Annotated in this window: 20 protein-coding genes and 1 tRNA gene; 10 read left to right on the plus strand and 11 right to left on the minus strand. The window is 71.6% G+C overall.

Annotated features, from left to right (window positions below):
• The first annotated feature begins 82 nt into the window (after positions 1 to 82).
• Together menC and DAERI_RS18550 are read left to right on the plus strand one after the other, a co-directional pair.
• On the plus strand, positions 83 to 1,192 hold the full coding sequence (menC, locus tag DAERI_RS18545; protein WP_103130933.1) for an o-succinylbenzoate synthase: 1,110 nt from the start codon (positions 83 to 85) through the stop codon (positions 1,190 to 1,192).
• Positions 1,189 to 1,980 (plus strand): acyl-CoA acyltransferase, encoded by a 792-nt coding sequence (locus tag DAERI_RS18550; protein WP_103130934.1) that lies wholly within the window; start codon positions 1,189 to 1,191, stop codon positions 1,978 to 1,980. Before menC ends, DAERI_RS18550 begins: the two co-directional genes overlap by 4 nt.
• Before the next feature lie 48 nt (positions 1,981 to 2,028).
• Here the strand turns inward: DAERI_RS18550 and DAERI_RS18555 are convergent, their stop codons facing one another.
• From DAERI_RS18555 to DAERI_RS18565, 3 genes are all read right to left on the minus strand, one after another.
• A complete protein-coding gene (locus tag DAERI_RS18555; RefSeq protein WP_103130935.1) occupies positions 2,029 to 2,619 on the minus strand; it encodes a DUF4384 domain-containing protein in 591 nt (196 codons plus the stop codon).
• A gap of 211 nt (positions 2,620 to 2,830) precedes the next feature.
• Positions 2,831 to 2,904: transfer RNA gene (locus DAERI_RS18560), tRNA-Gln, on the minus strand.
• A gap of 50 nt (positions 2,905 to 2,954) precedes the next feature.
• Complete coding sequence (locus DAERI_RS18565; protein WP_103130936.1) at positions 2,955 to 5,591, minus strand: DEAD/DEAH box helicase; 2,637 nt, start codon at positions 5,589 to 5,591, stop codon at positions 2,955 to 2,957.
• 145 nt (positions 5,592 to 5,736) lie between these two features.
• Here DAERI_RS18565 and DAERI_RS18570 point away from each other — a divergent pair, with 145 nt between their 5' ends.
• Positions 5,737 to 7,395, plus strand: a complete 1,659-nt coding sequence (locus DAERI_RS18570) for a PAS domain-containing sensor histidine kinase (RefSeq protein WP_103130937.1) — start codon at positions 5,737 to 5,739, stop codon at positions 7,393 to 7,395.
• Here DAERI_RS18570 and DAERI_RS18575 read toward each other — a convergent pair whose 3' ends face one another.
• The 6 genes from DAERI_RS18575 to DAERI_RS18600 all read right to left on the minus strand — a co-directional run bounded on the left by DAERI_RS18575 (position 7,396) and on the right by DAERI_RS18600 (position 14,442).
• Positions 7,396 to 8,400: an NADH-quinone oxidoreductase subunit I gene (locus tag DAERI_RS18575; protein ID WP_103130938.1), complete on the minus strand. Its 1,005-nt coding sequence runs from the start codon at positions 8,398 to 8,400 to the stop codon at positions 7,396 to 7,398.
• Between the two features lie 55 nt (positions 8,401 to 8,455).
• Positions 8,456 to 8,842 (minus strand): YbaN family protein, encoded by a 387-nt coding sequence (locus tag DAERI_RS18580; RefSeq protein ID WP_103131036.1) that lies wholly within the window; start codon positions 8,840 to 8,842, stop codon positions 8,456 to 8,458.
• Positions 8,843 to 8,978: 136 nt separating this feature from the next.
• Positions 8,979 to 10,799 (minus strand): glutamine--fructose-6-phosphate transaminase (isomerizing), encoded by a 1,821-nt coding sequence (glmS, locus tag DAERI_RS18585; RefSeq protein WP_103130939.1) that lies wholly within the window; start codon positions 10,797 to 10,799, stop codon positions 8,979 to 8,981.
• A gap of 340 nt (positions 10,800 to 11,139) precedes the next feature.
• Entirely contained in the window at positions 11,140 to 12,480 is a 1,341-nt protein-coding gene (locus tag DAERI_RS18590) for a deoxyribodipyrimidine photo-lyase (RefSeq protein ID WP_165794285.1), read from the minus strand.
• A 57-nt stretch (positions 12,481 to 12,537) separates the two neighbouring features.
• Positions 12,538 to 13,740, minus strand: a complete 1,203-nt coding sequence (locus DAERI_RS18595) for a trans-sulfuration enzyme family protein (RefSeq protein ID WP_103130940.1) — start codon at positions 13,738 to 13,740, stop codon at positions 12,538 to 12,540.
• A 51-nt stretch (positions 13,741 to 13,791) separates the two neighbouring features.
• On the minus strand, positions 13,792 to 14,442 hold the full coding sequence (locus DAERI_RS18600; protein WP_103130941.1) for a trimeric intracellular cation channel family protein: 651 nt from the start codon (positions 14,440 to 14,442) through the stop codon (positions 13,792 to 13,794).
• 144 nt (positions 14,443 to 14,586) lie between these two features.
• On the opposite strand from DAERI_RS18600, the gene rpmF reads away from it, so the two are divergent.
• Positions 14,587 to 14,769 carry a 50S ribosomal protein L32 gene (gene rpmF, locus DAERI_RS18605; protein ID WP_103130942.1) on the plus strand — a complete coding sequence of 61 codons (183 nt, stop codon included), beginning with the start codon at positions 14,587 to 14,589 and terminating at the stop codon, positions 14,767 to 14,769.
• 108 nt (positions 14,770 to 14,877) lie between these two features.
• The gene (locus DAERI_RS18610; protein WP_103130943.1) at positions 14,878 to 15,642 is read left to right on the plus strand and encodes a class I SAM-dependent methyltransferase; all 765 of its coding nucleotides are present in this window, start codon (positions 14,878 to 14,880) and stop codon (positions 15,640 to 15,642) included.
• 3 nt (positions 15,643 to 15,645) lie between these two features.
• Here DAERI_RS18610 and ubiE read toward each other — a convergent pair whose 3' ends face one another.
• Together ubiE and DAERI_RS18620 are read right to left on the minus strand one after the other, a co-directional pair.
• On the minus strand, positions 15,646 to 16,374 hold the full coding sequence (ubiE, locus tag DAERI_RS18615) for a bifunctional demethylmenaquinone methyltransferase/2-methoxy-6-polyprenyl-1,4-benzoquinol methylase UbiE (RefSeq protein WP_103130944.1): 729 nt from the start codon (positions 16,372 to 16,374) through the stop codon (positions 15,646 to 15,648).
• A gap of 51 nt (positions 16,375 to 16,425) precedes the next feature.
• The gene (locus DAERI_RS18620) at positions 16,426 to 17,616 is read right to left on the minus strand and encodes a glycine C-acetyltransferase (protein WP_103130945.1); all 1,191 of its coding nucleotides are present in this window, start codon (positions 17,614 to 17,616) and stop codon (positions 16,426 to 16,428) included.
• Positions 17,617 to 17,732: 116 nt separating this feature from the next.
• On the opposite strand from DAERI_RS18620, the gene DAERI_RS18625 reads away from it, so the two are divergent.
• From DAERI_RS18625 to DAERI_RS18645, 5 genes are all read left to right on the plus strand, one after another.
• Positions 17,733 to 18,452: a roadblock/LC7 domain-containing protein gene (locus tag DAERI_RS18625; protein ID WP_103130946.1), complete on the plus strand. Its 720-nt coding sequence runs from the start codon at positions 17,733 to 17,735 to the stop codon at positions 18,450 to 18,452.
• Positions 18,449 to 20,056: a hypothetical protein gene (locus tag DAERI_RS18630; RefSeq protein ID WP_103130947.1), complete on the plus strand. Its 1,608-nt coding sequence runs from the start codon at positions 18,449 to 18,451 to the stop codon at positions 20,054 to 20,056. The genes DAERI_RS18625 and DAERI_RS18630 overlap by 4 nt, the downstream gene beginning before the upstream one ends.
• A gap of 162 nt (positions 20,057 to 20,218) precedes the next feature.
• Positions 20,219 to 22,144 (plus strand): coiled-coil domain-containing protein, encoded by a 1,926-nt coding sequence (locus DAERI_RS18635; RefSeq protein ID WP_103130948.1) that lies wholly within the window; start codon positions 20,219 to 20,221, stop codon positions 22,142 to 22,144.
• A 9-nt stretch (positions 22,145 to 22,153) separates the two neighbouring features.
• Complete coding sequence (tsaE, locus tag DAERI_RS18640; RefSeq protein WP_165794286.1) at positions 22,154 to 22,612, plus strand: tRNA (adenosine(37)-N6)-threonylcarbamoyltransferase complex ATPase subunit type 1 TsaE; 459 nt, start codon at positions 22,154 to 22,156, stop codon at positions 22,610 to 22,612.
• Positions 22,613 to 22,666: 54 nt separating this feature from the next.
• Complete coding sequence (locus tag DAERI_RS18645) at positions 22,667 to 23,854, plus strand: acetate kinase (protein WP_103130949.1); 1,188 nt, start codon at positions 22,667 to 22,669, stop codon at positions 23,852 to 23,854.
• Positions 23,855 to 23,863 lie beyond the last annotated feature (9 nt).

Below are 23,863 nucleotides of genomic sequence, written 5' to 3' on the forward strand. Positions count from 1 at the left end.
ACCTCCCGGAATCTCTCCACACTTGGGACGGAGCCCGGCGCGGGGCAGGAGGCCCTCCGTAACAGCCCCCATACTGGGGCCCATGTTCAGAATCGAGGCCGCCGAGGTGCTGCTGGTCCGCCTGCCGCTGAAGTTCCGGTTCGAGACGAGTTTCGGGGTGCAGACCGAGAAACTCGTTCCCCTGCTGGTCCTCCACGGGGAGGGCGTGCAGGGGCTGAGCGAGGGGACGATGGAGGCCGCGCCGATGTACCGCGAAGAGACCATCGCGGGGGGATTGAATCTGCTGCGTGAGGTGTTCCTGCCGCGCGTCCTGGGGCGCTCCTTCGCCAACCCGGAGGCGCTGGAGGCGGCGCTCGGTGGGTTCAGGGGCAACCGCATGGCGCGGGCGATGGTCGAGATGGCCGCGTGGGACCTGTGGGCCAGGAGCCTGGACGTTCCGCTGGGAACCCTGCTGGGTGGGCACAAGACAGAGGTGGAAGTCGGGGTGAGCCTGGGCATTCAGGCGGACGAGGCGGCCACCGTGGAGGTGGTGCGGCGTCACGTGGAGCAGGGGTACCGCCGCATCAAGCTGAAGATCAAGCCGGGCTGGGACGTGCAGCCGGTGCGCGCCACACGGGAAGCCTTTCCCGACATCCGCCTCACGGTGGATGCCAACAGCGCCTACACACTGGCGGACTCGGGACGGCTGGCGGCGCTCGACGCCTACGACCTGACGTACATCGAGCAGCCGCTCGCCTGGGACGATCTGGTGGACCACGCCGAGTTGCAACGTCGCCTGGGCACACCGTTGTGCCTGGACGAGAGCGTGGCGAGCGCGCAGGACGCCCGCAAGGGGCTCGCGCTGGGGTCAGGACGGGTCATCAACGTGAAGGTGGCGCGGGTGGGCGGGCACGCGGAGGCCCGGCGTGTTCACGATGTGGCGGCGGCGTTCGGGGCGCCCGTGTGGTGCGGCGGGATGCTCGAAAGCGGTGTGGGCCGCGCCCACAACATCCACCTCTCGACCCTTCCGAACTTCAGGCTGCCGGGCGACACGAGCAGCGCCAGCCGTTACTGGGAGACCGACGTGGTGAACGAGCCGCTGGAGGCGGCGAATGGCCTGATGCCGGTGCCCCGGGGGCCGGGCATCGGCGTGACGCTGAACCGCGAGTTCGTCGCCCGCGTCTGCGAGCTGGAAGAGGAGTACCGGGCTTGAGCGGAGGGGCGGGCCGGGCGTTCGTGATCCGGGACGTGACCGACCCGTGGGAGATGCGCGCCCTGGAGGACGTGCAGGTGCAGGCGTGGGGCTACAGCGACCGCGAGGTGCTGCCCGCCACCATGTTCCGCATCGGCGCGCACACGGGGGCCATTGTGCTCGGCGCTTATGCGGCGGGGGAAGGCGCTTCTCCCCTCCCCTTCGGCCTAGCCTACGGGTTCCCGGCGCTGCGGGAGGGCCAGGTGTGGCACCACTCCCACCTGCTGGCGCTGCACCCCGACTGGCGGGGCAGCGGGGCGGCCGTCGCGCTCAAGCTCGCCCAACGGGAGCGGGCACTCGGCCAGGGTCTGACGCGCATGACCTGGACCTTCGATCCCCTCGTCACCCGTAATGCCCGGCTGAACCTGGGCAAGCTGGGCGCCCGGGCGGTGAGCTACCACCCCGACTGGTACGCGCTGGGCGAGTCGCGGGAGACCGCCTTCCCCGCCGACCGGCTGATGATCGAGTGGGACCTGACCCGGCCGCATATCGAGCACCCCGCTCCTCTTCCGCGTGGCGAGTGGGCGCTGGAGGCGCGGGGGGAGTGGCCCGGTTCACCCCGGCTGGACCTCACGGAGCCGCAACTCCTCGCCGAGGTGCCCCTCCAGACCGCCTCCCTGCCGGAGGAGGTCCGCCTGGCCTGGCTCATGGCTCTGCGAGACGTGCTGGGAACGTACCTCGGGCGGGGATACGCGGCGACCGACCTTGCGCGGGAGGAGGAAAGGACCTTTTACGTCCTGACGCGCTGAATGGGAACACGGGCACCCCGCAGGATGCCCGCCGCGAACGCCTGCGGCTCAGTAGGTCGCGTTGAAAAAGGCCGTGTCGCTGACCCAGTCCTGCTGGGGGATGGGCTGCTGGACCGGGTTGACCACGATGCTCAGGGCCTGGGCGAGGCGCTTCTCGCCCTGGGGCTTGACGGTAGCGAAGGCGTCGTTCGACTTGAAGGAGCTGAGTTCTGACAGGTCGAGCTGGCGGCGGCTGGCGACGACGAGCACCTTGTTCAGCCCCGGAGTGCCGCCCACGCTGTACGTGAAGTTGTCGTTCGCGGAGGGGAAGGAGCGAACCTGGCCCGCGCGGACGAAGTTCCCGCCGCCCAGACGGTTGGGCAGAACCTGATCCACGCTGCCACTCGGATCGACCGAGAAGAGGTACACGTAGGCGTCCTCGTTCACGCGGACCGAGACGCGGATCGGGTCATTGATGCGGTAGTTGGGCGCGTAAGAGCCGCTGGGATCACGGTCCACCCACACCTGGGCCGAGAGCGTGGTGGGCACCGGGTTCACGATGATGCTCTGCGCGCTGACCCGGGGCGTGGCCTGGGCAGGAGAGGCGAGCGGAGCCAGCAGGGAAGCGGTCAGGGCGAGCAGGATGGCGGGCTTCTTCATGTCGTCTCCTCGGCAGAGGTCACCGTGCCGGGCACGTCCCAGCGCGTGGTTTCAGCAACCTCTCTTGTTAATTCAGCCTAGGCCCACCCGCCTGACGCCGGGTGAAGCGCACCTGACCGAACGTGAGCCGGGGCAGGATTCACCCTCATGAGAGGAACCCGGGAGGCCAAAGAGAGGAGGCGGAACCCTGGACGATTCCGCCTCTCTTTTCTGGCTGGGGCACAAGGATTCGAACCTTGACTAACAGTTCCAAAGACTGCTGTGCTGCCATTACACAATGCCCCAACGCCGGGTGCCAAAGCGCAGTGGAGTATAGCCGCGCCCCGAGGAGGGGGTCAACTGCCCGGGGCCGCCGCCAGCCCGCCCGCCTTCTCGATCACGGTCAGGCCCGCGAACTTCAGCAATAGCCGTTTCTGGCCCACGCCGGGGAAGTAGGCCAGCACCTCGCGGCGCTCTCCCTGACCGAAGCCTTGCAGGAACACGCCGTCGCCGAATTTGGCGTGGCGCAGCCGCAGCGGCTCGGTGGTGCTCACCACCCGCTGAATCTCACGGCTGGGGATGCCGAGCCGGGCGCTCACCTCGGGGAGGCTGAGGCCGTGCAGGTCGAGGAGTTCGCGCGCCTGGAGGGGCCAGGAGGGCGGGAGGGCGGGAACTTCCGGCAGGGTGACCGCGTCCGGCTCGGGCTCGGCGGCGGGCTGCACGCCCAGCAGGGCTTCGAGGAAGGCGCGGGTGGCGTGCTTGTCGGTGGGGCGGCGCTCGCCACTCGCCAGAAAGGGCGCGTAGCAGCGGCTGACCGCGATGCACTCATAGCAGCCGTGCGGCTCCTTGCAGCAGGTCTTGGCGGTGAGATCGAGCGCGCGGCGCAGCAGGTCGTCCAGGTTCTCGAAGGCGCGGCGGCTGACGCCCAGGCCGCCCAGCCAGTCGTCGTACAGGAAGAAGTAGTTGTCACGCCCCTCGCGGAAGGCCCCGGCGAGGTCGTTCTCGTCGCAGGCGATGCGCTCGGGTGTCACCTTTTGCAGCAGGTGCTTGAGGGTGTGGGCGACCGCCGTGGGCTGCTCGGTCGCGCGGGCGTCCACCCCGATTTCCAGGGCGGAGGTGCGGAAGGGGGGCAACTCCAGCGGCTCGTCGTAGAGGTGTTCGGAGAGCTTGTGGTCCTGCATCCGGTCCTGGATACGGCCCCCGCAGGTGCGGCACACCCGCTCGGTGGGCTCGGGCTCCCGGTCGCAGCCGGTGCAGACGCGCTCGAACACCTGGCGCATCATCATGAAGCCCGAGTAGCGGCGGCGGATGACGACCTCGCCGTGGCGGTAGGCGAGGGGGCCGCGCCGCACCCAGTCGCCCATCTTCACCGGGCTGACCTCGATGGAGTACAGGCCGCGCGTGAAGAGGTTGGCGGCGTCGAAGCGCTCCACGAGAATCGCGGTTCCGGCGGGATGCTTCTCCCAGCGCGTCACCTTGTACCCCTGCCCGTCGAGGGTGAACACCGCCCCCTCGTGCTTCTCGGTGAGGGCGTAGTGCTGGCTGGGCGATTCGAGCGGCGTGTCGAAGGCGCGCGGGCCCTTAGCTTCCCAGTCCGTCTCCTCAATCACGGCGAACTTGGCGCTCCCCTCGCCGCGCAGGTTCCAATACTTGGGGCTGGCACTGGGCTCGAAGGGCAACCGGGCGGCCCGGAATTCCTCGCTCGCGCGGGCACGGTGGCGGGGGGAGAGGTAGGGATTCTCCGCCTCCACCACGGCTTTTTCAATGGGGCCGGTCACGAGTTCGCGGAAGTTCCCGGCGTTGGAATAGAAGGCGTCCACCGGCTGCGGCACGCCCTGCTCGTTCAGCGCAGGGAGGTAGAGGACGAGCCCCGGCGCCACCCGCCCCGCCCGGCCCGCCATCTGCCGGAAGGCCATACGCGAGCCGGGATAGCCGTCGATGATGACCACCTCCAGGTCGCCGATGTCCACCCCGGCCTCCAGCGCGTTGGTGGCGAACATCACCCCGTTGCGGGCGCGGCGAAATTCGCTGAGGCGGCCCTCGCGGTCGGAGGTGCCCGCCATGTAGAGGTGGACGTGGCGGGCGTAGAGGGGCTGGGCGCGGTAGGTGGAGTACAGCCGGGCGGCGCGCGAACGGCCCCGGAAAAAGGCCAGCACCTTGAGGTCCCGCGCTACGCTGGCACTCACCACCGCGTCCCAGAAGCGGCGGGGCTGCCCCCGGTGGTCGGCGAGGTAGTACCGCTTGCCGTGCCGCTCGGCGCCCGACTCGCTGACGTGGGCGGCGTCCACCCCCGTCAATTCCCGCGCGAACTCGGCGGGGTTGCCGATGGTCGCCGTGGAGAGGACGACCTGGGGATTGGCCCCCAGCGCCCTCGCCAGCCCCAGCAATCGGCGCAGCATCCCCGCCACCTCGGAGCCGAAGCCGCCCCGGTAGGTGTGCGCCTCGTCGAGCACGATGAAGGAGAGCCGGGCGAGGAAGTCGCGCACGCGGGGATTCGTCAGCGACCAGTGGAGCTTGTCGGGTGTCGCCGTGACCATCCTTACGTCGGGGCGAAACACGTCCTTCGGGTCCGCGCTGCCCTGGAAGGCGCCGATCTCCCACCCGAAGCCGCCGCGCTCCCGGAACGCCGCCAGCTTGTCGCGCTGGTCCTGCCCGAGGGCGACGAGGGGGTACACGAAGAGGGCGGTCGCGTCCGGGTCACGCTCCAGCCGCTCGAAGACCGCGGGGAAAAAGGCGCCCGTCTTGCCGCTCGCGGTCGGGGTGGTCACGATCACGTGCCCGCCGTCCCGCATCAGGCGGTACGTCTCGGCCTGGTGGCTGAACACGCGCGGAAAACCGAACCCACGCGCCACCGCCTCCGACCAGCCCAGGTCCGCCGCGTCGAGCGTGCGGGCGGGAGCGGGCTCGTCCTCGTGGAGGAGGGCCGCGCCGCCGCCCAGGATGTCGCGCAGGAACCCCTCCAGCCGGGCGTAGGGGGAGCGGGCGGGGAACACGTTCCCCAGTGTAGGGCGCCCGGGAACGGGAGGGCCGGGAGGGGCGTCACGGTCGGCCCCCCGCAATGTGCCCCGCCACTTTGCCATTCCCGTCTCAGGCTCTAGGCTGTCCCTATGCCGTCCTCCTCACGGTGGGGGCGCCCGCGTGCCTGACCCCACCGTGCCCCCTGCCCCCTCCCTGCCGGGCGACCCGCCGCCGCAGGCCCTGCTCGACGCCCTGAAAAGCCACGTCGCCATCGTGGACCGGCGGGGGGTGATCGTGGGCGTGAACCAGTCGTGGCGCGCGTTTGCCGAACTCAACGGGGGGGACCCGGCCGCCAGCGGGGTGGGCAGCAATTACCTGGAAGCGGCGGCCCCGCACTCCACCATGCAGGCGGGGCTGCGGGCGGTGCTGGACGGCGAACGGTCCGAGTTCGAGCTGACCTACCCCTGCCACGCGCCGGGCGAGCACCGCTGGTTCCGGGTGCGGGTCACGCCGCTGCGCGGGGCCGGCGAGGTCACGCACGCCTTCGTCGAGCACCTCAACGTCACGCCGGAGGCCCGGGGCCGGGAGGAGTTGCGCCGCACCCGCCTCGAACTCGGGACTCGGGTGGCCGACCGCACCGCCGCGCTGGAGCGCCGCACCCGGGACCTCGCCGACCGGACCGGGGCGCTGGAGGCCTTCGCGCGGTTCACCGAGATCGCCGCCCGCACCACCGACTCCCGGGAGCTGGTTCGCCACGCCGCCGAGGTCCTGCGGGCCACCCTGGGGGCCGTGGCGGTCGGCTACTACGAGCAGGGCGCGGCGGGATGGCAGGCCCGCCACCTGTCCCCGGGGCTGCCCGCCGGGGTGGAGGCGTACCTGACGGGCGACTTCCCCGCACAGCTTCCGGGTGAGCACCCCGGCGGGGAGGCCGTCTTCCGGGAGGCCGGGGGCACGGACCCTCTCGGCGCGACGGCCCGGCTGCCGCTCACCCTGCGCCGCCCGGGCGACGCGCTGCTGGTCATGGTCAGCCTCGCGCAGGGCACCTGGCCCGAGGGGGCCCGCGCCGTCTTCCGGGCGGTGGGGCGCAGCTTCGCCCTCGCGCTGGAGCGGGCGGAGCAGGCCCGTCACCTCGCCGAGCAGGGGGCGCGGCTGGCCGAGCTGAACGCGGAACTCACCGCGTACACGGCGGGGCTGTCCCGCGACCTGCGCGACCCCGCCCGCCGCATCGCGGGCTTCGCGGGCTTGCTCGAGGCCCGGCTGCCGGAGGGCGACCCGACCGTGCGGCGCCACCTGGGCATCATCCGGGCGGAGACGGAACGGCTTCAGGCGCTCGTGGAGGACCTGGCGCAGCTCCGGCCCCTCCAGGAGCGGCACCTGAACCCCCTGCCGCTCGCCCTGGCGCCCCTGGTCGTGCAGGTTCGCAGCGACCTGGGGCACGTCACGCGGGGGCGGCGCATCTCGTGGACCGTCGGGACACTGCCCACCGTCCATGCCGACCACCTGCTGCTGCGCCAGGTCCTCACCCACCTGCTGCACAACGCGCTGAAGTTCACCGCGGGGCGCGACCCCGCCCGCATCGAGGTGGGCGGCGAGGAGCGGGGGGACGGCACCCTGGTCTGGGTCCGGGACAACGGGGTGGGCTTCGACCCCGCGCAGGTCGGGCGCCTCTTTCAGGTGTTCACCCGGCTGCACGGCGACGAGTACGAGGGGAGCGGGGTGGGCCTCGCCAATGTCCGGCGCATCGTCCACCGCCACGGCGGGCAGGTCTGGGCCGAGGGGGAACCCGGGGTGGGGGCCGCGTTCTTCTTCACGCTGCCCCGGCCCGGCGCGCCCTCCTGACTACATCGCCGAGTCGCTGTCGCGCAGCAGGATGGGCGGCCCGAAGGCGGCGGGAAGCCACTCCTCCTGCGCGTGGATGGCCCCCGGCGGGCACGAGTGCAGGCAGGCCATGCAGCCCGTGCAGGCCGAGAGGTCGAGCAGGAGTTGCACGCCCCCCTCGGGCTTGAGGTCGCGGGTGATCGCCTGGGTGGGGCAGACGTTCGAACACACCGGGCAGTCGATGCACGAGTCGTCCACCAGGGGCGCGGGCCAGTGGACACCCGTGTCCGGCGCCGGGGCGGGCACGAGCGAGCGCGCTCGCCAGCGCCACTCCTCGGGCGTGCGCTCCCGGGGCTGGCTCCAGTCCACGAAGGGCAGGGGCCGCTCGGGGATGGCCTGGGCGACCTGTTGCCGCCCCGCCCGCAGCAGGCTGGCGAAGGCCCCCCGGCGGGAGACCCGCACCGCCCGGTCCCGGTCCTCCGGCGTGGCCGCCCGCACCGTCACCTGGGCAGGCCGCCCCGTCGCCGCCCGCAGGGTCTGCGCCTCCTCCACGACGCGGTTCAGGCGTTCGGGCACGTCGGGGGCGCCGACCGGGCACGCTCCGCACTCGCCATGCAACAGGGTGAGGGGAATACCCCAGGCCCCGGAGGCGGCGACCACGGCGGGCGTCACCCGGCCCAGGCAGGGCAGCGTCGGGCCGCCCGCCCCGCTCTGCGAGCAGGTGAGGGTGGCCTCTCCCTCCCCGGCATTCCCGGCGTCGCGCACGCTCTGGAGGGGCGCGGTGAGGTCGTATTCCAGCGCTCCGCTGGGGCAGACCTGCACGCACAGGCCGCAGCCCGTGCAGGCCCCCGGGTCGATCTCGATGCTCCGCCCCAGGGGACCGACCGTGATCGCCCCGTGCGGGCAGGTGGCGTGGCAGGCGTCGCAGCCCCCGACCGCCTGACGCTCCAGCAGACAACGCGGAGCCGTGTAGCGCGGCACCGGGTTGCCGTACTCGCCCAGCCGGTTCAGAACGCCTTCCAACATGGGCCGAGTCTAGCGGCGCGCGGGGAAGGCGAGTGGAAGCTTGATCCAGCTCAAGCTACGGGCGGCGGGTGGGCACGCGCAGGGTGATGCACAGGACGCCCGCCAGCCCCAGCAGCACCCACACCACCTGGCCCACGAGCACGGGAATGCGCGGCAGGCTGAAGCTCACGGCCACCACGATGCAGGTGCAGGCGATCCACTTCGCCCGCAGCGGCATTCCGCGCCCCTCGCGGTAGTCGCGCACGAGTTCGCCCACCACGGGGCGCGAGAGCAGCCAGGCCTCCCACTTCGGGTTGCCCCGGGCGAAACAGGCCGCCGCCAGCACGAACCACACCGTTCCCGGAAAGCCCGGGAGGATCAGGCCCACGAACCCCAGGCCGGTGAGCACGAAGCCCAGCGCCACCCACAGGGGCCGGACGACGGGAGAGGGTGGGCCACTCATGCCGATCAGGGTACGGCGTGGGCCGCCGGTCACCTACCCCTGGACGCTCTCTCCTGTCAGAAACCGGGAGTCTCAGGCTTCCACGACTGAAGAGGCGCATCGGACCCACCCCGATGCGCCTCTCCACGAGACCTGCTTACTCGACGGTGACGGACTTCGCCAGGTTCCTCGGCTTGTCCACGTCCCTGCCCAGCGCCGTGGCCGTGAAGTAACTCAGCAGTTGCAGCGCCACCACGTTCACCACCGGGCTGACCATCTCGTGCGCGCGGGGGACGTACAGCACGTCGTCGGCGTGGCGGGCGTTCTCGGTGTCGCCGTCGCTCAGGAGGGCGATCACCCGGCCCGAGCGGGCGCGGACCTCCTGCACGTTGGAGATGGTCTTTTCGAGCAGCGGGCTCTCGGTGGCGACCACAACGACGGGTAAGTTCTCGTCGATCAGGGCGATGGGGCCGTGCTTCATCTCGCCCGCCGCGTAGGCCTCGGCGTGGATGTAGCTGATCTCCTTGAGCTTGAGCGCCCCCTCGAAGGCCGTCGGCGCGTTCACCCCGCGCCCCAGGAAGAGGTAGTCGCGCGCCCCAGCGTACTTCTCGGCGACCTGCCTGATCCGCTCCACCCGCTCGGGGCTCAGGGCCTCCTCGACCAGGCGGGGCAGCTCGCGGGCGGCGTGCAGGAGTTCCTGGGCGCGCTCCTCGGTGAGGGTGCCGCGGGCACGGGCCAGCCACAGGGCCAGCATCAGGAACGCGCTCACCATCGACGTGTACGCCTTGGTGCTCGCCACCCCGATCTCCGGCCCGGCGTGGATGTAGAGGGTGTCGTCGAGTTCACGGGTCATGGAGCTTCCCTTGGCGTTGATCACCCCCAGGGTCTTCGCCCCGCCCTTCTTCGCCTCGCGCAGGGCCTCGAGCGTGTCGATGGTCTCGCCGGACTGGGAAACTACGATGGCAAGCGTGTTCTCGCTGACAATGGGGTGACGGTAGCGGTACTCGGAGGCCACGTCCACCTCGACCGGGATGCGCGCCAGCCCCTCGATGAGGTACTCGCCGACCAGCCCGGCGTAGTACGCGGTGCCGCAGGCGATGATCGAGATGCGCTTGAAGCTCGCCGGGTCGAGCCCGATGTCGAGGTTCACCTCCCCCGTCTCGTCGTGGAGGCGGCCGATCAGGGTGTTCGTGAGGGCGGTCGGCTGCTCGTAGATCTCCTTGAGCATGTAGGTGTCGTAACCGCCCTTTTCCGCCGCCTCGGCGTCCCACTCGATGTGCTCAATGGACCGCTCGACGGGGTTGCCCTGAAGGTCCGTCACGCGGAAGCCGTCGTCGTTGAGCACCACCATGTCGCCGTCGTGCAGGAAGACCATGTTGCGGGTGTAGGGCAGCAGGGCGGGCACGTCCGACGCGAGGAACATCTCGCCCTCGCCCACGCCCATCACCAGGGGACTGACGGTGCGGGCCGCGACGATCTCGCGGTGGTCGACGTGCGTGACGACGATGCCGTAGGCGCCGCGCACCTGGCCGAGCGCCGTGCGGACGGCCTCGTACAGGTCGCCCGAGTACGCCTCCTCGATCAGGTGGGCCAGCACCTCCGAGTCGGTCTCGGACTTGAAGGTGTGGCCGCGCGCCATCAGCCCTTCCTTCAGCGACAGGTAGTTCTCGATGATCCCGTTGTGGATGATGACGATCTTGCCGTCCTCGGTGGCGTGGGGGTGCGCGTTCGTGTCGTTGGGGAGCCCGTGGGTGGCCCAGCGGGTGTGGCCGATGCCCAGCGTGCCCGCCAGGGGGCTTTGCTCCAGCTCACCGCTGAGGTTGGCGAGCTTCCCGGCCTTCTTCTTCACGGTGATGCAGGCTCCGTCGCCCACCGCCACGCCCGCGCTGTCGTAGCCGCGGTACTCCAGCCGGGAGAGGCCCGAGATCAGAACGTCCTGCGCCTGCCGGGTGCCGATATAACCGACGATTCCGCACATACGTACTCCTTGACCCGCGCCTGAAGCCAGGGCGGGCAGTGTCTTTGGGTTGGGTTGTGGCACCGCGCGGCCTTATGTCCACGTCACCGTGGGGGTTATCGCCGCGCTTCCTTCCACCTGCTCATAGGAACTGTGGAAGTCGGGGAGGCCCGTGCCGGACCTGGGGGCATCCGCAGAACGTCGCTCACCCCCACCTCGTCTTCTGCCCACCACTTCCTCTGGGGTTGGGGGACAGACCTTGCGCTTCCCGTGTTGTGTGAACCGGACACCAGCGGTTCGGGGGCAGCATAGCACCCCAAGTTGAGTCAGGTGTGCAAGATGCTCAGGGGTGTGAGCTTTTTCAGGTCCAGCGGCGCGCGTAGGCCTCGGCGTCGAACTTGCGGTTCAGGCCGCTGGCGGCGAGGTAGCGGACCATCCCGAAGATCGGGCGCCGGGCCCAGGGGCGGTCGTGCAGGCCGAAGACCCAGCCCACGCCCGCGTAGGAGTTCGCATCGCGCCCGTCGAGTTCGTAGTGGTTGTTGAGCCAGAGGGTCGTCTCGTAGGCCTCCCGGGGCGTGGCGGTCCATTCCAGAATCTTCTTGCCCCAGTACATCCGCATGGAGTTGTGCATCCGGCCCGTGCGGACCATCTCGGTGTGGGCGGCGTTCCAGTAAGGGTCGTGGGTCCGCGTCGCGTCGAGTTCCTCGCGGGTGTAGAGGTGGGGGCGGGGGTCGGCGGCGTGTTCCTCCAGTGTTCCCCGCGTCCAGGCGGGCAGCCCCTCGTAGCGGTCGTAGGCGGGGTTGAACTCGCAGTAGTTAAAGCTGAGTTCGCGCCGGACGATCATCTCCTCCAGGAAAGCGTCGAGGCCGGGGCCACCGTCCGAATGCTCCCGCGCCGCGAGGGCCGCCGTCAGGGGTGAGAGGTGGCCGTAGTGCAGGTACGCGCTCAGGCGGCTGCCCCCGTCCACGTTGGGATCGCGCCGCCCGGAGTCGTAGCCCGGCAGCAGGCGGGTCACGAAGTAGTCCAGCCGAGCCAGCGCCTTGACCTCGCCCCCCTCCTCCTCGCCGGGGGGCACGCTGTTGTCCACGCCGAGGGCACGCACGGTGAGCGCGGGGTCGCTCACATCCAGGCCGAGGTCCCAATCGGGGTGGGGCTGGACCTCGCCCTCCACCTTCAGGGGGACCAGAAACCGTTCCAGCAGGCGGTGGAGTTTGGGGCGGAGGGTGCGAGCCCCGACCTCCTGCCGGTTCGAGACGGTGTGGATGGGCACCACAGCGTCCGACTCCACCTGAACGAAGGGCACAGTCAGCCGTTCGGCGAGGTCGGCCCGCCACTGGCGACCGGGACGCAGATATCCCCGGTCGGTGACGACGAGGCTGGCCCCCTGGGCGGCCTTGAAAACTTCGTCGGGCGTGTTCCCGACCCGCACCGAAAGCGGAATGCCGCGCTCAGCCAGGCCCTTTCTCAGGTCCCGCAGGCCCTCCAGCAGGTACTGAAAGTGCCGGGCATTGGCCTCGGGATAGTCGGGATTCAGGCCGAAGACGGCGGCGAGGGGCTGGCCCAGACGCCGGGCCTCGCGCACCGCGTATTCGAGGGCGTGGTTGTCCCGCGTGCGCGCACTCGACTGCACCCACAGCAGCACGAAGCCGCCCCGCCCCGGCTCGCCCGGCCTGAGCACCTGCACCCGTTCCGGCTGGATCATGGTCGGGTTGTACCCCGGCGGGAGCTGAACAGACGGTAGGCGATGCTGCCGAAGTCCTCAGCGTCCGGCAGCCACGGGCACCCGCTCCAACGCCCCCAACACGTCCTCGATCAGGTCCCCGGCGTCCTCGATACCCACGGAGAGGCGGACCAGGCCCGGCGTCACGCCCTGGCGCTCCAGCGTCTCCTCACCAAGGAGGTGGTGGGTGGTGCTGCCCGGATGGCACGACAGGCTCTCCACGTCGCCCAGGCTGACCGCCTGTGTGAAGAGCCGCAACCCGTCGAGGAAGGCGAAGGCCGCCTCCACCGAGCCGAGGTCGAGGCTGAGCAGGCCGCCGAAGGCGCGCATCTGCCGGGCGGCGACCTCGTGCCCCGGGTGAGTGGGCAGGCCGGGGTAATGGAGAGCCCCTAGGGCGGGATGACCCTGAAGCGCCTCTGTCAGCGCCGCCGCGTTCGCGCAGTGAGCTTCCATCCGCAGCGGGAGGGTCTTCAGGCCCCGCAGCAGCAGGTACGCCTCGAAAGGGCCGAGGACCGAGCCGACATGACGCAGGCCATGCAGCCGCAGTTCGGAGATCAATTCGGCCCGTCCAGCAACGACCCCGGCAATTACATCCCCGTGGCCGCCCAGGTACTTCGTCGCGGAATGCATCACGAGGTCGGCGCCATGCTCCAGCGGTCGCGTCAGGTACGGGGTGGAGAAGGTGTTGTCCACGACGACGAGGGCGCCCGCCGCGCGCGCGACCTCCGAGGCGGCGTGCAGGTCCACGATCTTCAACGTGGGATTGGTCGGCGTTTCCAACCAGACCAGCCGGGTCCGCTCGGAGACCACCTCGCGCAGTTCCTCCAGGTCGCCCGCCTCGCGCACGGTCACCCCGAATCGGCCCAGGATGTCGCGCAGCAGCCCTTCCGTGCCCCCGTACAGCGGGCCGACAAAGGCCACCTCGTCACCGGAGGTCAGCAGGGTCAGGGCGATGGCGCTCGCCGCCCCCATGCCGCTGCCAAACGCCACGGCGTCCTCGGCCCCCTCCAGGCTCGCCACCTTCTCCTCGAAGGCGCGCACCGTGGGGTTGGAGAGCCGCGAGTAGAAGTAGCCCTGTTCCTCCCCCGCGAAGAGGCGGGCGCCGCGCTCGGCGTTGCCATAGCCGAAGGTGGAGGTCGCGTAGATGGGAACGGCGTGCGCGCCCGTCACGGGGTCAAGACCGTGGCCCGCATGAACGGCACGGGTGCGGAACCCGGCGGGCCGGGAGTCTTGTTTAGACATGATGCTGATTGTACCGTGCTCGGCGGGCGGGAGCTGTGAAGATTGCCGGGCCTATCCCCCCGGCAGCCGCCGCACGGGAAGCCTCACCCACCCCCGGCGCGAGAGCCAGCGCAGCAACAGGACGAGCAATGCCCCACCCAATTGAGATTGAAAGGGCGTGACGTGAGGGTGCAGCAGGTACACGGCGGCGGCCCCGACAGCGGCGGCGGTCGCGTAGAGCTGGTCGCGGCGGTACATCACCTCCGGGATCTCGTTGGCGATCAGGTCGCGGATAATACCGCCGCCCACACCGCTGAGCATCCCGGCGAAGACCACCCCGAGCGGCCCCAGCCCAAAGTTGATCGCCCCGAGCGCCCCCGACGCCGCGAAGAGCGCGAGCCCCAGCGAGTCGAACACGCTCAGCGTCCGCTCGAAGCGCGCCAACCGTTCCCCGAAGGCGAAGGCGAGGACCGCCCCGAGCAGCGCCACCCACAGGTAGGTCTCGTCGCGCAGGAAAAGGGGCGGGGTCTGGCCGGTCAGGGTGTCGCGGATCGCCCCGCCGCCCACCGCCGTCACGCAGCCCAGCACGAGAACGCCGAACAGGTCAAATCGCTTGCGAACCGCCAGCAGCGCCCCCGACAGGCTGAAGGCGAGCACGCCGAGCAGGTCGAGCCACCTCAGGCCCACCTCCAGCGTGACCGGCGGCAGCGTCAGTTCGTGCATCGCGGGACATGCTAACGCGCTCTTCCTGAGTCGCCGCTCCCCGTGCTATACTCCCCGCTGTTGTCTCGCCCGAGTGGGCCGAGAAGATGGCCCCGGCGTAGACCCCACACCCCAGCGCCGAGCGGCTCCCCGAGGAGAAAGATCATGGCGAAGCACCCCGTTCCCAAGAAGAAGACGAGCAAGAGCAAGCGCGACATGCGCCGCAGCCACCACGCGCTGGTCGCCCCCAACCTGACCGAGTGCCCCCACTGCCACGCCAAGAAGCTCCAGCACCACGTGTGCCCGAGCTGCGGCTACTACGCGGGCCGTCAGGTCCTCGCGGTCTAAGGACAGGCAGCCTCTGCAAAGCTCCCCACGCGGGGGCTTTTTTGTTGGCTGCCGTGGGGACCTGGACAACCTGTTTTGATGGGGCGACGGTTCGGGCGAAGATCGCTCATGACCGACGCCCGCCGTCAGTTCAACGCGCACGCCAGCCTCTACGCGGCCAGCGAGGTGCACCGCGGCGGCCCCAGCCTACCCGTGCTGCTGGAGTATGCCGGGCCGAGCCCGGAGGACGTGGCGCTCGACGTAGCGACCGGGACGGGAAATACCGCGCTTGCCCTCGCGCCCTTTGTAAGCCAGGTTATCGGCCTCGACCTCGCCGAGGGGATGCTCGCCCATGCCCGCGAGCGTGCCGAGCGCGAGGGGCTTGCGAACGCGACCTTTCAGGAGGGGAGTGCTGAGCTCCTGCCCTTCCCCGACGAGTCGTTCACCCTCGTCACGTCCCGGCACGCGCCGCACCATTTCGGCGACCTGGCGGCCTTTCTGCGGGAGGCCTACCGGGTATTGAGGCCCGGTGGGCGGCTGGTCGTCGCCGATCAGGTCAGCCCCACGCCGGAGCTTCAACCCTGGGTGGACGAGTTCCAGCGCACCCGCGACCCCAGCCACCACGCGCAGCGGACGGTGCAGGCGTGGCGGGACTTGACGACGGCAACAGGTTTCGCCTGGGTACGCGACACCCTGATTCCCTACCGGCTGGAGTTCGACTGGTGGACGCGGCAATCGGGCTGCACGACCGAGACGGTGGAGCGCCTGCGCGGCCTGGCCCGCCACCTCACCCCAGAGCAGCGGGAGGAGGTCGGGCTGATCCACGAGGACGGGAACCTCGTCGCCCATCTGGAACCCATGCTCGTCGTCCGGCTGGAGAAACCGGCGGGGTAAGGCCTACCCCTTGTCGCCGACGTGGATCGCCGCAATGCCAAAAGTGAGCAGCCGGTAGCGGGTGCGGAAGCCCGTGGCCCGCATAAGCTGCGCCAGCCGCTCGGGGTCGGGGAAGGCGAGCACGCTCTCGGGGAGGTAGGTGTACGCGCCCGCGTTCCCGCTGACAAGCGCCCCGATGCGCGGCAGGACATGCCGGAAGTAGAGCCGGAAGAGGCTGCCGAACAGGCCTGGCCGGGGCGGCGGGAACTCCAGGATCACGAGGCGGCCTGCCGGGGTCAGCACCCGCCACATCTCGGCAAGGCCCCGCGCGTAGTCGGCGAAGTTGCGGAAGCCGAAAGCGCAGGTCACCGCGTCGAAGGAGCCGTCCGGGTACGGGAGGTTCAGGGCGTCCCCCTCCTCCAGCCGGATATTCAGGTGCCGGGCGCGGGCCTTCTCCCGGCCGATCTCCAGCATCTCGGGCACGAAGTCGCTGCCGACGATCTCCGCCCCGGGCGCACGGGCCCCGAGTTCCAGGGCGAAGTCCGCCGTCCCGGTCGCCACGTCCAACACGCGCTTTGGACCCAGCGCCAGCGCCTCGCGGGCCGCCTCGCGCCGCCAGGCCCGGTCCACTCCCAGGCTCAGGACCCGGTTGAGCAGGTCGTAGCGGGGGGCGATGGAGGCGAACATGGCCTGCACCTCCCGCCCCTTGTCCTGACGGTCACCGACGGGGGGGATGGCTGGGGGAAGCGTCATGGGGCCGATGATAGGGGGGCGGGGCCGGGAGAGGGGGGAAGGGTGGGGCCCTTAACTCCCAATGACCGTCAGCGCCCGCCCCACCCGCTCGTACGCCGAGAGCGCGAGGTCCAGGTCCTCCCGCGTGTGCTCGGCGGTCACGATGTTGCGGATGCGGGCCTGACCCCGGGGCACGGTCGGGAAGCCCAGGCCGACGGCGAACACCCCCTCGTCGAGTAAGCGGCGGCTGGCCTCGAAGGCGGCGCTCGCCTCACCGAACAACACGGGCGTGATGGGCGTCTGGCTCCCCATCGTGTCGAAGCCCAACCGGGCGAGTTCGGCCTTGAAGTAGCGGGTATTGTCCCACAGCCGCTCCATAAAGGCGGGCTCGCGCTGCACGAGGTCCAGGGCCGCCGAGAGCGCCCCGACGACGGCGGGCGGGTGGGCGGTCGAGAAGAGGTAGGGCCGCGCCCGGTTGAGCAGAAGCTCGCGCAGGTCATGGTGCCCCGCCGCGTAGCCGCCGACCACGCCCCACGCCTTGCTCAGGGTGCCAACCTGAATCACGTCGTCCGCGTGCTCGTAGCCGAAATGGTGAACGGTGCCGCGTCCCGCCTCGCCCAGCACGCCCGAGCCGTGCGCGTCGTCCACGTACGTCACGGCCCCGTACTTGCGCGCGACCTTGATCAGGCGGCCCAGCGGCGCGATGTCGCCGTCCATGCTGAACACACCGTCGGTCACGACGAGCTTCAGCCCGTCAGTGTCGTTCTCGGCCAGGACCCGGTCGAGGTCTTCGGGATCGGCGTGCTTGTAAATCTTCTTGGTGGCCTTCGTCAGCCGCAGGCCGTCGATGATGCTCGCGTGGTTGAGTTCGTCGCTCACAACGAGGTCGCCGGGCTGGAGCAGGGCTCCCAGCACGCCCTGGTTGGTGGTGAACCCGCTCTGAAGGACGAGGGCGCTGCCCGTGTGCTTGAACTCGGCGAGCTGCTGCTCGAAGTCCTCGTGGATTTGCAGCGTCCCGGCGATAGTCCGCACGGCGCCCGCCCCCGCCCCCCACTCGCGCAGGTACTCCCCCGCGCGGGCCTTGATCTCGGGGTGGTTGGCAAAGCCCAGGTAGTTGTTCGACGCCAGGTTGACCACGTCCCGCCCCTCCACCCGGGTGCGGGCGCCCTGGGGGGCCTGAAGCACGCGGGGGTGGATGAGCAGGCCCTGGGCCCGCAGGCCCGCAAGTTCCGCGTCCAGGCGGCCAGAGAGGGAGGTCGGCATGGGCCCAGTCTAGAGGCTGCGGCGGCGGGGCGGCTCTCATCCGTCCCGCCTTTCCGTCCTCTCACCTGTAAGTTTCTGTAAAGAGCGCCCCCCCTAAACTTCGTCCCAGGTTTCTCATGACAAATGCCGTGTACACCCTGATCGTGCGCGCCCTGTCCGGCATTGTGTCCGAACGTGCGGCGGAAACCCTGCTGCGCGCCGCCCTGCGCGAGCAGGGCCTGACCCCCGAGGGCGTGAGTGCCGGGGAGATGCAGCGGGTGCTCTCCGGCCCGCTGCTCACCCGGCTGTCGGCCGTCCTCCCGGAAGCCCGGGCCCGGGCGGAACTGCGGACGCTGTCCGGGCAGCTCCAGCGGCAGTACCCCAAAGCCCCCACCCTCTTCCCCGGCGCCCCGGTCGCCGCCTGGGACGAGGAGGTGGGGACGACCGCCTGGGACACCCCCGCCGAATTGAGCGCCGACGACTTCGAGTTCGACGACCCCGAGTACACGGCCGCCCCCACCCAGCGCCGCTACACGCTGGACAGCGCCGCGGGCCAGGAGGCGCTGATTCAGGACCTGGGCCGGATGCCCGGCGTGCAGGGCGTGCTCGTGTGCCGCGCGAGCGGCGAGGTGCTGCGGCAGCGGGCGGTGGCGAGCGCCACCACCCTGGGCAGCGTGATCGCCGCCACCGCCCTGCTCTTCCAGAAGCGCGGCCTGAACCTGATGTCGGCCGATATGGGGGGGCGCACCGTCTGTATGCGGCCCCTGGGCGGGTACTGCGTGGCGGTGGTCGCCGGGCCGCAGGTGAACATCGGGCGGCTGCTCGCCGAACTCGGCCAGATCCGGGAGGCGGCGTGAAACGCGGTGGCGCGGGCGTGGCGCTGCTCGCCGCCCTGCTGACGGGGGCGGCGGGGGCGCAGGACCTGAGCGCGTACCGGGCGCTCGCCGGGAGCCTGGACGCGGCCTGGGCCCGCTCCGCCTCCCCCGAGCAGGCGCTCGCCGAACTCGACCGGGCGCAGGCCGCCTACACCCGGCTGGCCCCCACCCTCCAGAACCGGCAGCTCCTCGGCGGCTTGCAGGACGCCTTGGGTGGGGCCCGGGCCGCGCTGGCCCGCACGCCCGCCGAGGTGCAGGCGCAGGTGCTGCTGGCTCGCGGGCTGATGCGCAAGGCGCTGTACGACCAGACGCTGGGCGAACTCGCGCAGGCCCCGGCGAACAGCGCCGCGCAGGTCCGGCTGCTGGCGAGCGAGTTCGGCCTCTCGGGTGCCCCGGCGCGGGCCCTGCTCGCCGACGCGGGGGCGGGCCGTCCCGAGCGCGTGGCGTGGCGGCTCCAGCGGGCCGCCGTGGCGAAGGTGGGCGCGGCCCTGGGCGCGACCCGACCCGAGCGCAGCCCCGCCGCCTACCTGAACCTCGCCCGGGCGGCGAGCTGGTTCACGGCCGTGCAGGACGCGGGCGCCGGGACCCTCAAGGTCGCTGCATTCAGCGGCGCCCTGCGCCAGCTCACGGCGGGCGACGTGCCCGGCCTGACCGCCTCCCTCACGGCGTTGCGGCGGGGCACGGCAGCCCTGGGGCGCTCGCTCGCCACGCCGCCCGCCCTCACCGCCAAAACGAGTACTCCGGCCCTCGCACCGCAGCCGACGGCGAGCCGCTCCTCCAAGCCGGCGCCCGCCCCGGCCAGAGCCACGGCAGCGCAGCCCACATCAGCTCCGCCCACCCCCTCCCAGTCGGCCCCGGTCAAGTCGGTCGCCGCCGCCCCCAGCCTGGACGCCGCCTACGTGGCGCTGGGCCGGGCCCTCACGGCGAGCGGGCACGGGGACCCGGTGACCGCGCGGGCCGAACTGGACCGAGCTGCCGCCGCGCTCTCCTCCGCCCCCACTGGAATCCGGGGGTCCGCAGGATTCGGGGCCTTCACGCGGGACCTCAACGCCGCGCGGGAGCGGTACGGCCTGCGGCCCGGCGACGTGCAGGCCCTCATCGCGGGGCTGGGCGGGCTGGAGGGCGACGTGGCCGGGGAGCCCCGCAGCCGGGTGGACGCCCTGTCGGCCGGAGTCGCCCGGACCTTCAGCGGGGGCCTGCGCGCCATCACGTTCCTGCTGCTCGCGCTGCTGGCGCTCGTGCCGCTGTACCTGCTCAACCTGGCCTTCGGGGGGCGCAACCCCTACTGGCGGGCGATCACCGCCGCGCTCGCGCTGCTGCTGCTGCCGGTGTTCCTGGAGGGTGTGTTCGGCTTCCTGGGCTGGCTGGGTGACCTGAGCGGCGTCGCCTTCCTGCGCGCGGCCCCCAGCCTGACCCTGTGGCAGGGCATCTACGGGCTGCCGCTGCGCGCCCTGCTGACCGCCCTCGCGGTCGGGCTCGCCGCCTACGGCTTCCAGGGGCTGTGCGTGCAGTTCGGCCTGCTGGGCCGCCAGCGCCCCGCCGAGCGGGCGGTCGCCCAGGGCCTCGACTGGGACGAGGACGTGTAGGGCGGCCCCCACCGGGTTCCGTCCCCCCTGGCCCCCTGAAATCCGCATTTTTTCCCTCCATTCGGGCGATGCCTGTGGAAGGATGCGGCGAGTTTCGAGAGTTCCCATGACCATGCCCCCCAGACGCCTTCCCGCTGATTTCAACTCCACCGGAGGCTCCACGTGACCACCACACCCGCGGCCCCCGAGGCCCTCTACCGCCTGCCGGTGCGGCTGCTGGGCGACCTCGTCTCGCCCCGCGCGCTCGAACGCATCCTGCAAGACGCGGCGCAGGCACGGGGCCTGAGCGTCGAGGCGCTCGACGCCCCCGCCCTGGAGGACATCCTCAAGCGCGAGGTCTTCAAGCGGCTGCAACTCAGCGTGCCCGCCGCCCTCGCCAAGCGGAGGGTCTCCGACGTGATCGGGGAACTCCTGAGCGCGGTCCCCGCCCCGGTCGGCGAGGCCCCCGACCTCGGCGTGCTGGAGGACGGCGCGCGGCGCTTCAGCCTGTATTTCGACTGGCCCGAGGCCCAGCGCCTGCGCGGCGTGCTGGGCGTGGCGCGGCAGCAGCAGGAGGCCGGGCAGGACGTCGCCCCGCTCGTGCGCGAGGGTCAGGACCTGATCGCCCTGATGGAGCGCCGCCTGGAGGAGGGGCTGGTCGCCCAGGGGCAGGACCTCGCGGAGTTGCAGGCCGCCTTCCGCCGCGTGCAGGGCATGGGCGGCAAGGACGTGCGCCGCCTGGAGAGCCTGATCGGGCAGATCGAGGAGGCGCAGGGGCAGCGGATGCTCCTCCCCGCCGAGGTCGAGCGGGCCCGCACGATTACCTTCACCCTCCGCAAGCTGCTGGAATCCTCCGTCGTGCAGCCCCTCGCGCCCGGCGGCGCCCCCCCGCCGCTGGACCCCGAGGCGCAGGCGCGCGTCCTGGCCCTGGAGCAGGAGCACGTCGCCCGGCAGCTCGCCGACCTGACGCGCGAGTTCGAGCCCCTCACCCGCGCCCGCCCCGACCTGGAGGCCCGCGCCCGGGCCCTGCGGGCCGAGCAGACGGCTGGAACGCTGACGGCGGGTGCTGTGGACGCCTGGCGCGCGGAGCTGGAGGCGGCGCGCTCAGCCCTCCTCGCCGGGCAGCGGGCCGAGCTGGCGGGTCTGGAAACCCGGCTGGCGGCCCTGCCGGAGAGCCCGACCCTCCACGAGGCGCGGGTGGCGCGTGACGTGCTGCGCCTCACGCTGGACGGGGGCGGCCTGGCGACCGACGAGCTGCGGGACCTGCACGCCACCCTCGCCGCGCTGGAGGCGGCCCCCGCGAACGCGGCCCGGCTGCTCGAACTCCAGCGCGGGCTCGCCGAGGTCGAGCGCGCCGCCCGCGACGTGCCCGGGGCGAGCGCCGAACTCGCGCCGCTCCTCGCCGCCGCCCGCGAGGCCCTGGCGCGCGGCGAGGACGCGGACCCCGACTCGCTGTGGCGGGTGCTGGAGCGCCGCATGGGTCAGGCCGCCCAGGAGCGCCAGGACTTCGACACCCGCGCCGACCACGTGATCCGCGAGTACGACACCGTGCGGCACCTGGCGGGCGAGACCACCCAGAAGCTGGGGCGCCTGGCCGACACCCTGCGCGCCCAGCGCCGCCTGGGGGCGATGTCGGGGAGCGCCCGCGAACGCTACGCCCAGACGCTGGAGGAGGCCGAGGCCCTGCTCGCCGAGTCCCGCGCCGAGTACCAGGCCGCTCAGGAGGTGACGGCCAGCTTCGGGGCCGATGCCCTCAGCGGCCTGCTGGGTGTGTTCGACCTCGGCGGCGAGGCGGGGAATGACCTGGGGGGCCTGTTTGGGGCGGAGACGGCGGCCCCGGTCCTTACACCATCCGACCTCCCCGACGACACCTGGCTCATTCGCGGCGCCGTGACGGCGGGCCGGGCCGACCCGGCGGTGAGCGGGGTGGCCGCCCTGCTCGACCAGGCCACCCTGCTGGGGGCGCGTTCCCTCCGTTTCGAGGACGAGCGCGGCGCGTGGGTCGCCCGGGGGGACGGTGTGGGCGGCTGGCGGCTGGCGCGCGGGCCCTCCGCCGCCGCCATCGAGGACCGGGTGGGCGGCTGGCTGACGACCGGCGAGGCACGTTAGCCTGCGGGCGTGACGGCTCCCCCCCACCCCGACCTGCCCCTCCTCCCCGGTGAGACGCGCCTGCTGCGGGGCGCGGACGAACAACGGGCCCTCGGCGCCGAACTCGCCCGTGCCCTGCCGCCCGGCGCGGTGCTCTTTCTGGAGGGCGAACTCGGGGCGGGCAAGACCACGCTGACGGGGGGGCTGGTGGGGGCGCTGGACTTCGCGGACGCGGTGACCAGCCCCACCTACGCCCTGATGCACGTCTACCCCACCCCGGCGGGCCGCGTGCTTCACGTGGACGCCTACCGGGTGCGCGACCCGCAGGAGCTGTACGAGATGGACCTGGAGGACCTGATCGCGGGCAGCCGCCTCAGCGTGATCGAGTGGGGCGAGGGCCTGTATGGGGACTACCCGGCGGCGCCCATCCTGCGGCTGGAGCATGTGGAGGGCGACCCCGAGGTGCGGCGGGTGGGCCGGGTGCGCTGAAGGCTTTCTGAAGCCGGGGCGTTCTCCCCCGCCCGCCTGGGCCACAATGCACCCATGTGGACGCTGGTGGTCAATTGCGGGTCGAGCAGCCTCAAGTTCGCGCTGCTCGATCCTTCCTCGGGTGAGGTTCCCCTTTCGGGCCTGGCCGAGCGGCTGGGCTCGGACCTCGCCTCGGTGCGGGTGGACCGGGGGGGCGAGCGGGTAAGCGTGCCGCTCCCGGGCGGCAGCTACCCGGAGGCGTTCGGTGTGCTGCTGGCCGAGTTGGACGCCCTGGGCTTGCGGAGCGAGGTGGGTGCCGTCGGCCACCGGGTCGTCCACGGGGGCGAGCGTTTCAGCGCCCCGGCCCTGGTCACGCCGGAAGTGCTGGATGCCATCCGGGCCTGCGTGCCCCTCGCGCCGCTGCACAATCCCGCCAACCTCGCGGGGATCGAGGCGGCGCAGGAAGCCTTTCCCGGGCTGCCGCACGTCGCCGTCTTCGACACCGCCTTTCACCAGACCATGCCGGAGGTCGCCTACCGCTACGCCGTGCCGGAGGAGTGGTACACGCAGCATGGCGTCCGTCGCTACGGCTTTCACGGCACGAGCCACGCCTACGTGGCGGGCGAGGCGGCGCGGATGCTGGGGCGGGACTTCCCGGACCTCAACCTCGTCACGGCGCATCTGGGGAATGGGTGCAGCGTGACCGCCGTGCAGGGCGGACGGAGCGTGGACACCAGCATGGGCCTCACCCCGCTGGAGGGGGTCGTCATGGGCACGCGCAGCGGCGACGTGGACCCCGGCCTGCACGATTATCTCGCCCGGCAGGCGGGGCTGAGCCTGACCCAGATCACGGCGACGCTGAACAGGGAAAGCGGGTTGCTGGGCTTATCCGGCCTGACGAACGACATGCGCGAGCTGGAAGAGGCCGCCGCGCGGGGACACGAGGGGGCGCGGCTGGCCGTGGAAATCTTCGTCTACCGCCTCGCCAAGAGCGTTGCGGGCATGGCCGTCGCGCTGGGCCGCCTCGACGGGCTGGTGTTCACCGGTGGCATTGGCGAGAACAGCGCCACGGTGCGGGGGGCGACGCTCGCCCGGCTCGGACTCCTTGGGTTCAAGGTAGACGAGGCGGCGAACGCGCGGGCAGTGCGGGGGCGGGCAGGGATCATCACCACCCCGGACAGCGTGCCCGCCCTCGTTGTGAACACGAACGAGGAACTCATGATCGCCCGCGAGACGCAAAGCGTTGTGGCGGGTGAGTTATGAAGGCTGCCC

This window comes from Deinococcus aerius, assembly GCF_002897375.1.
Lineage (GTDB): Bacteria > Deinococcota > Deinococci > Deinococcales > Deinococcaceae > Deinococcus > Deinococcus aerius.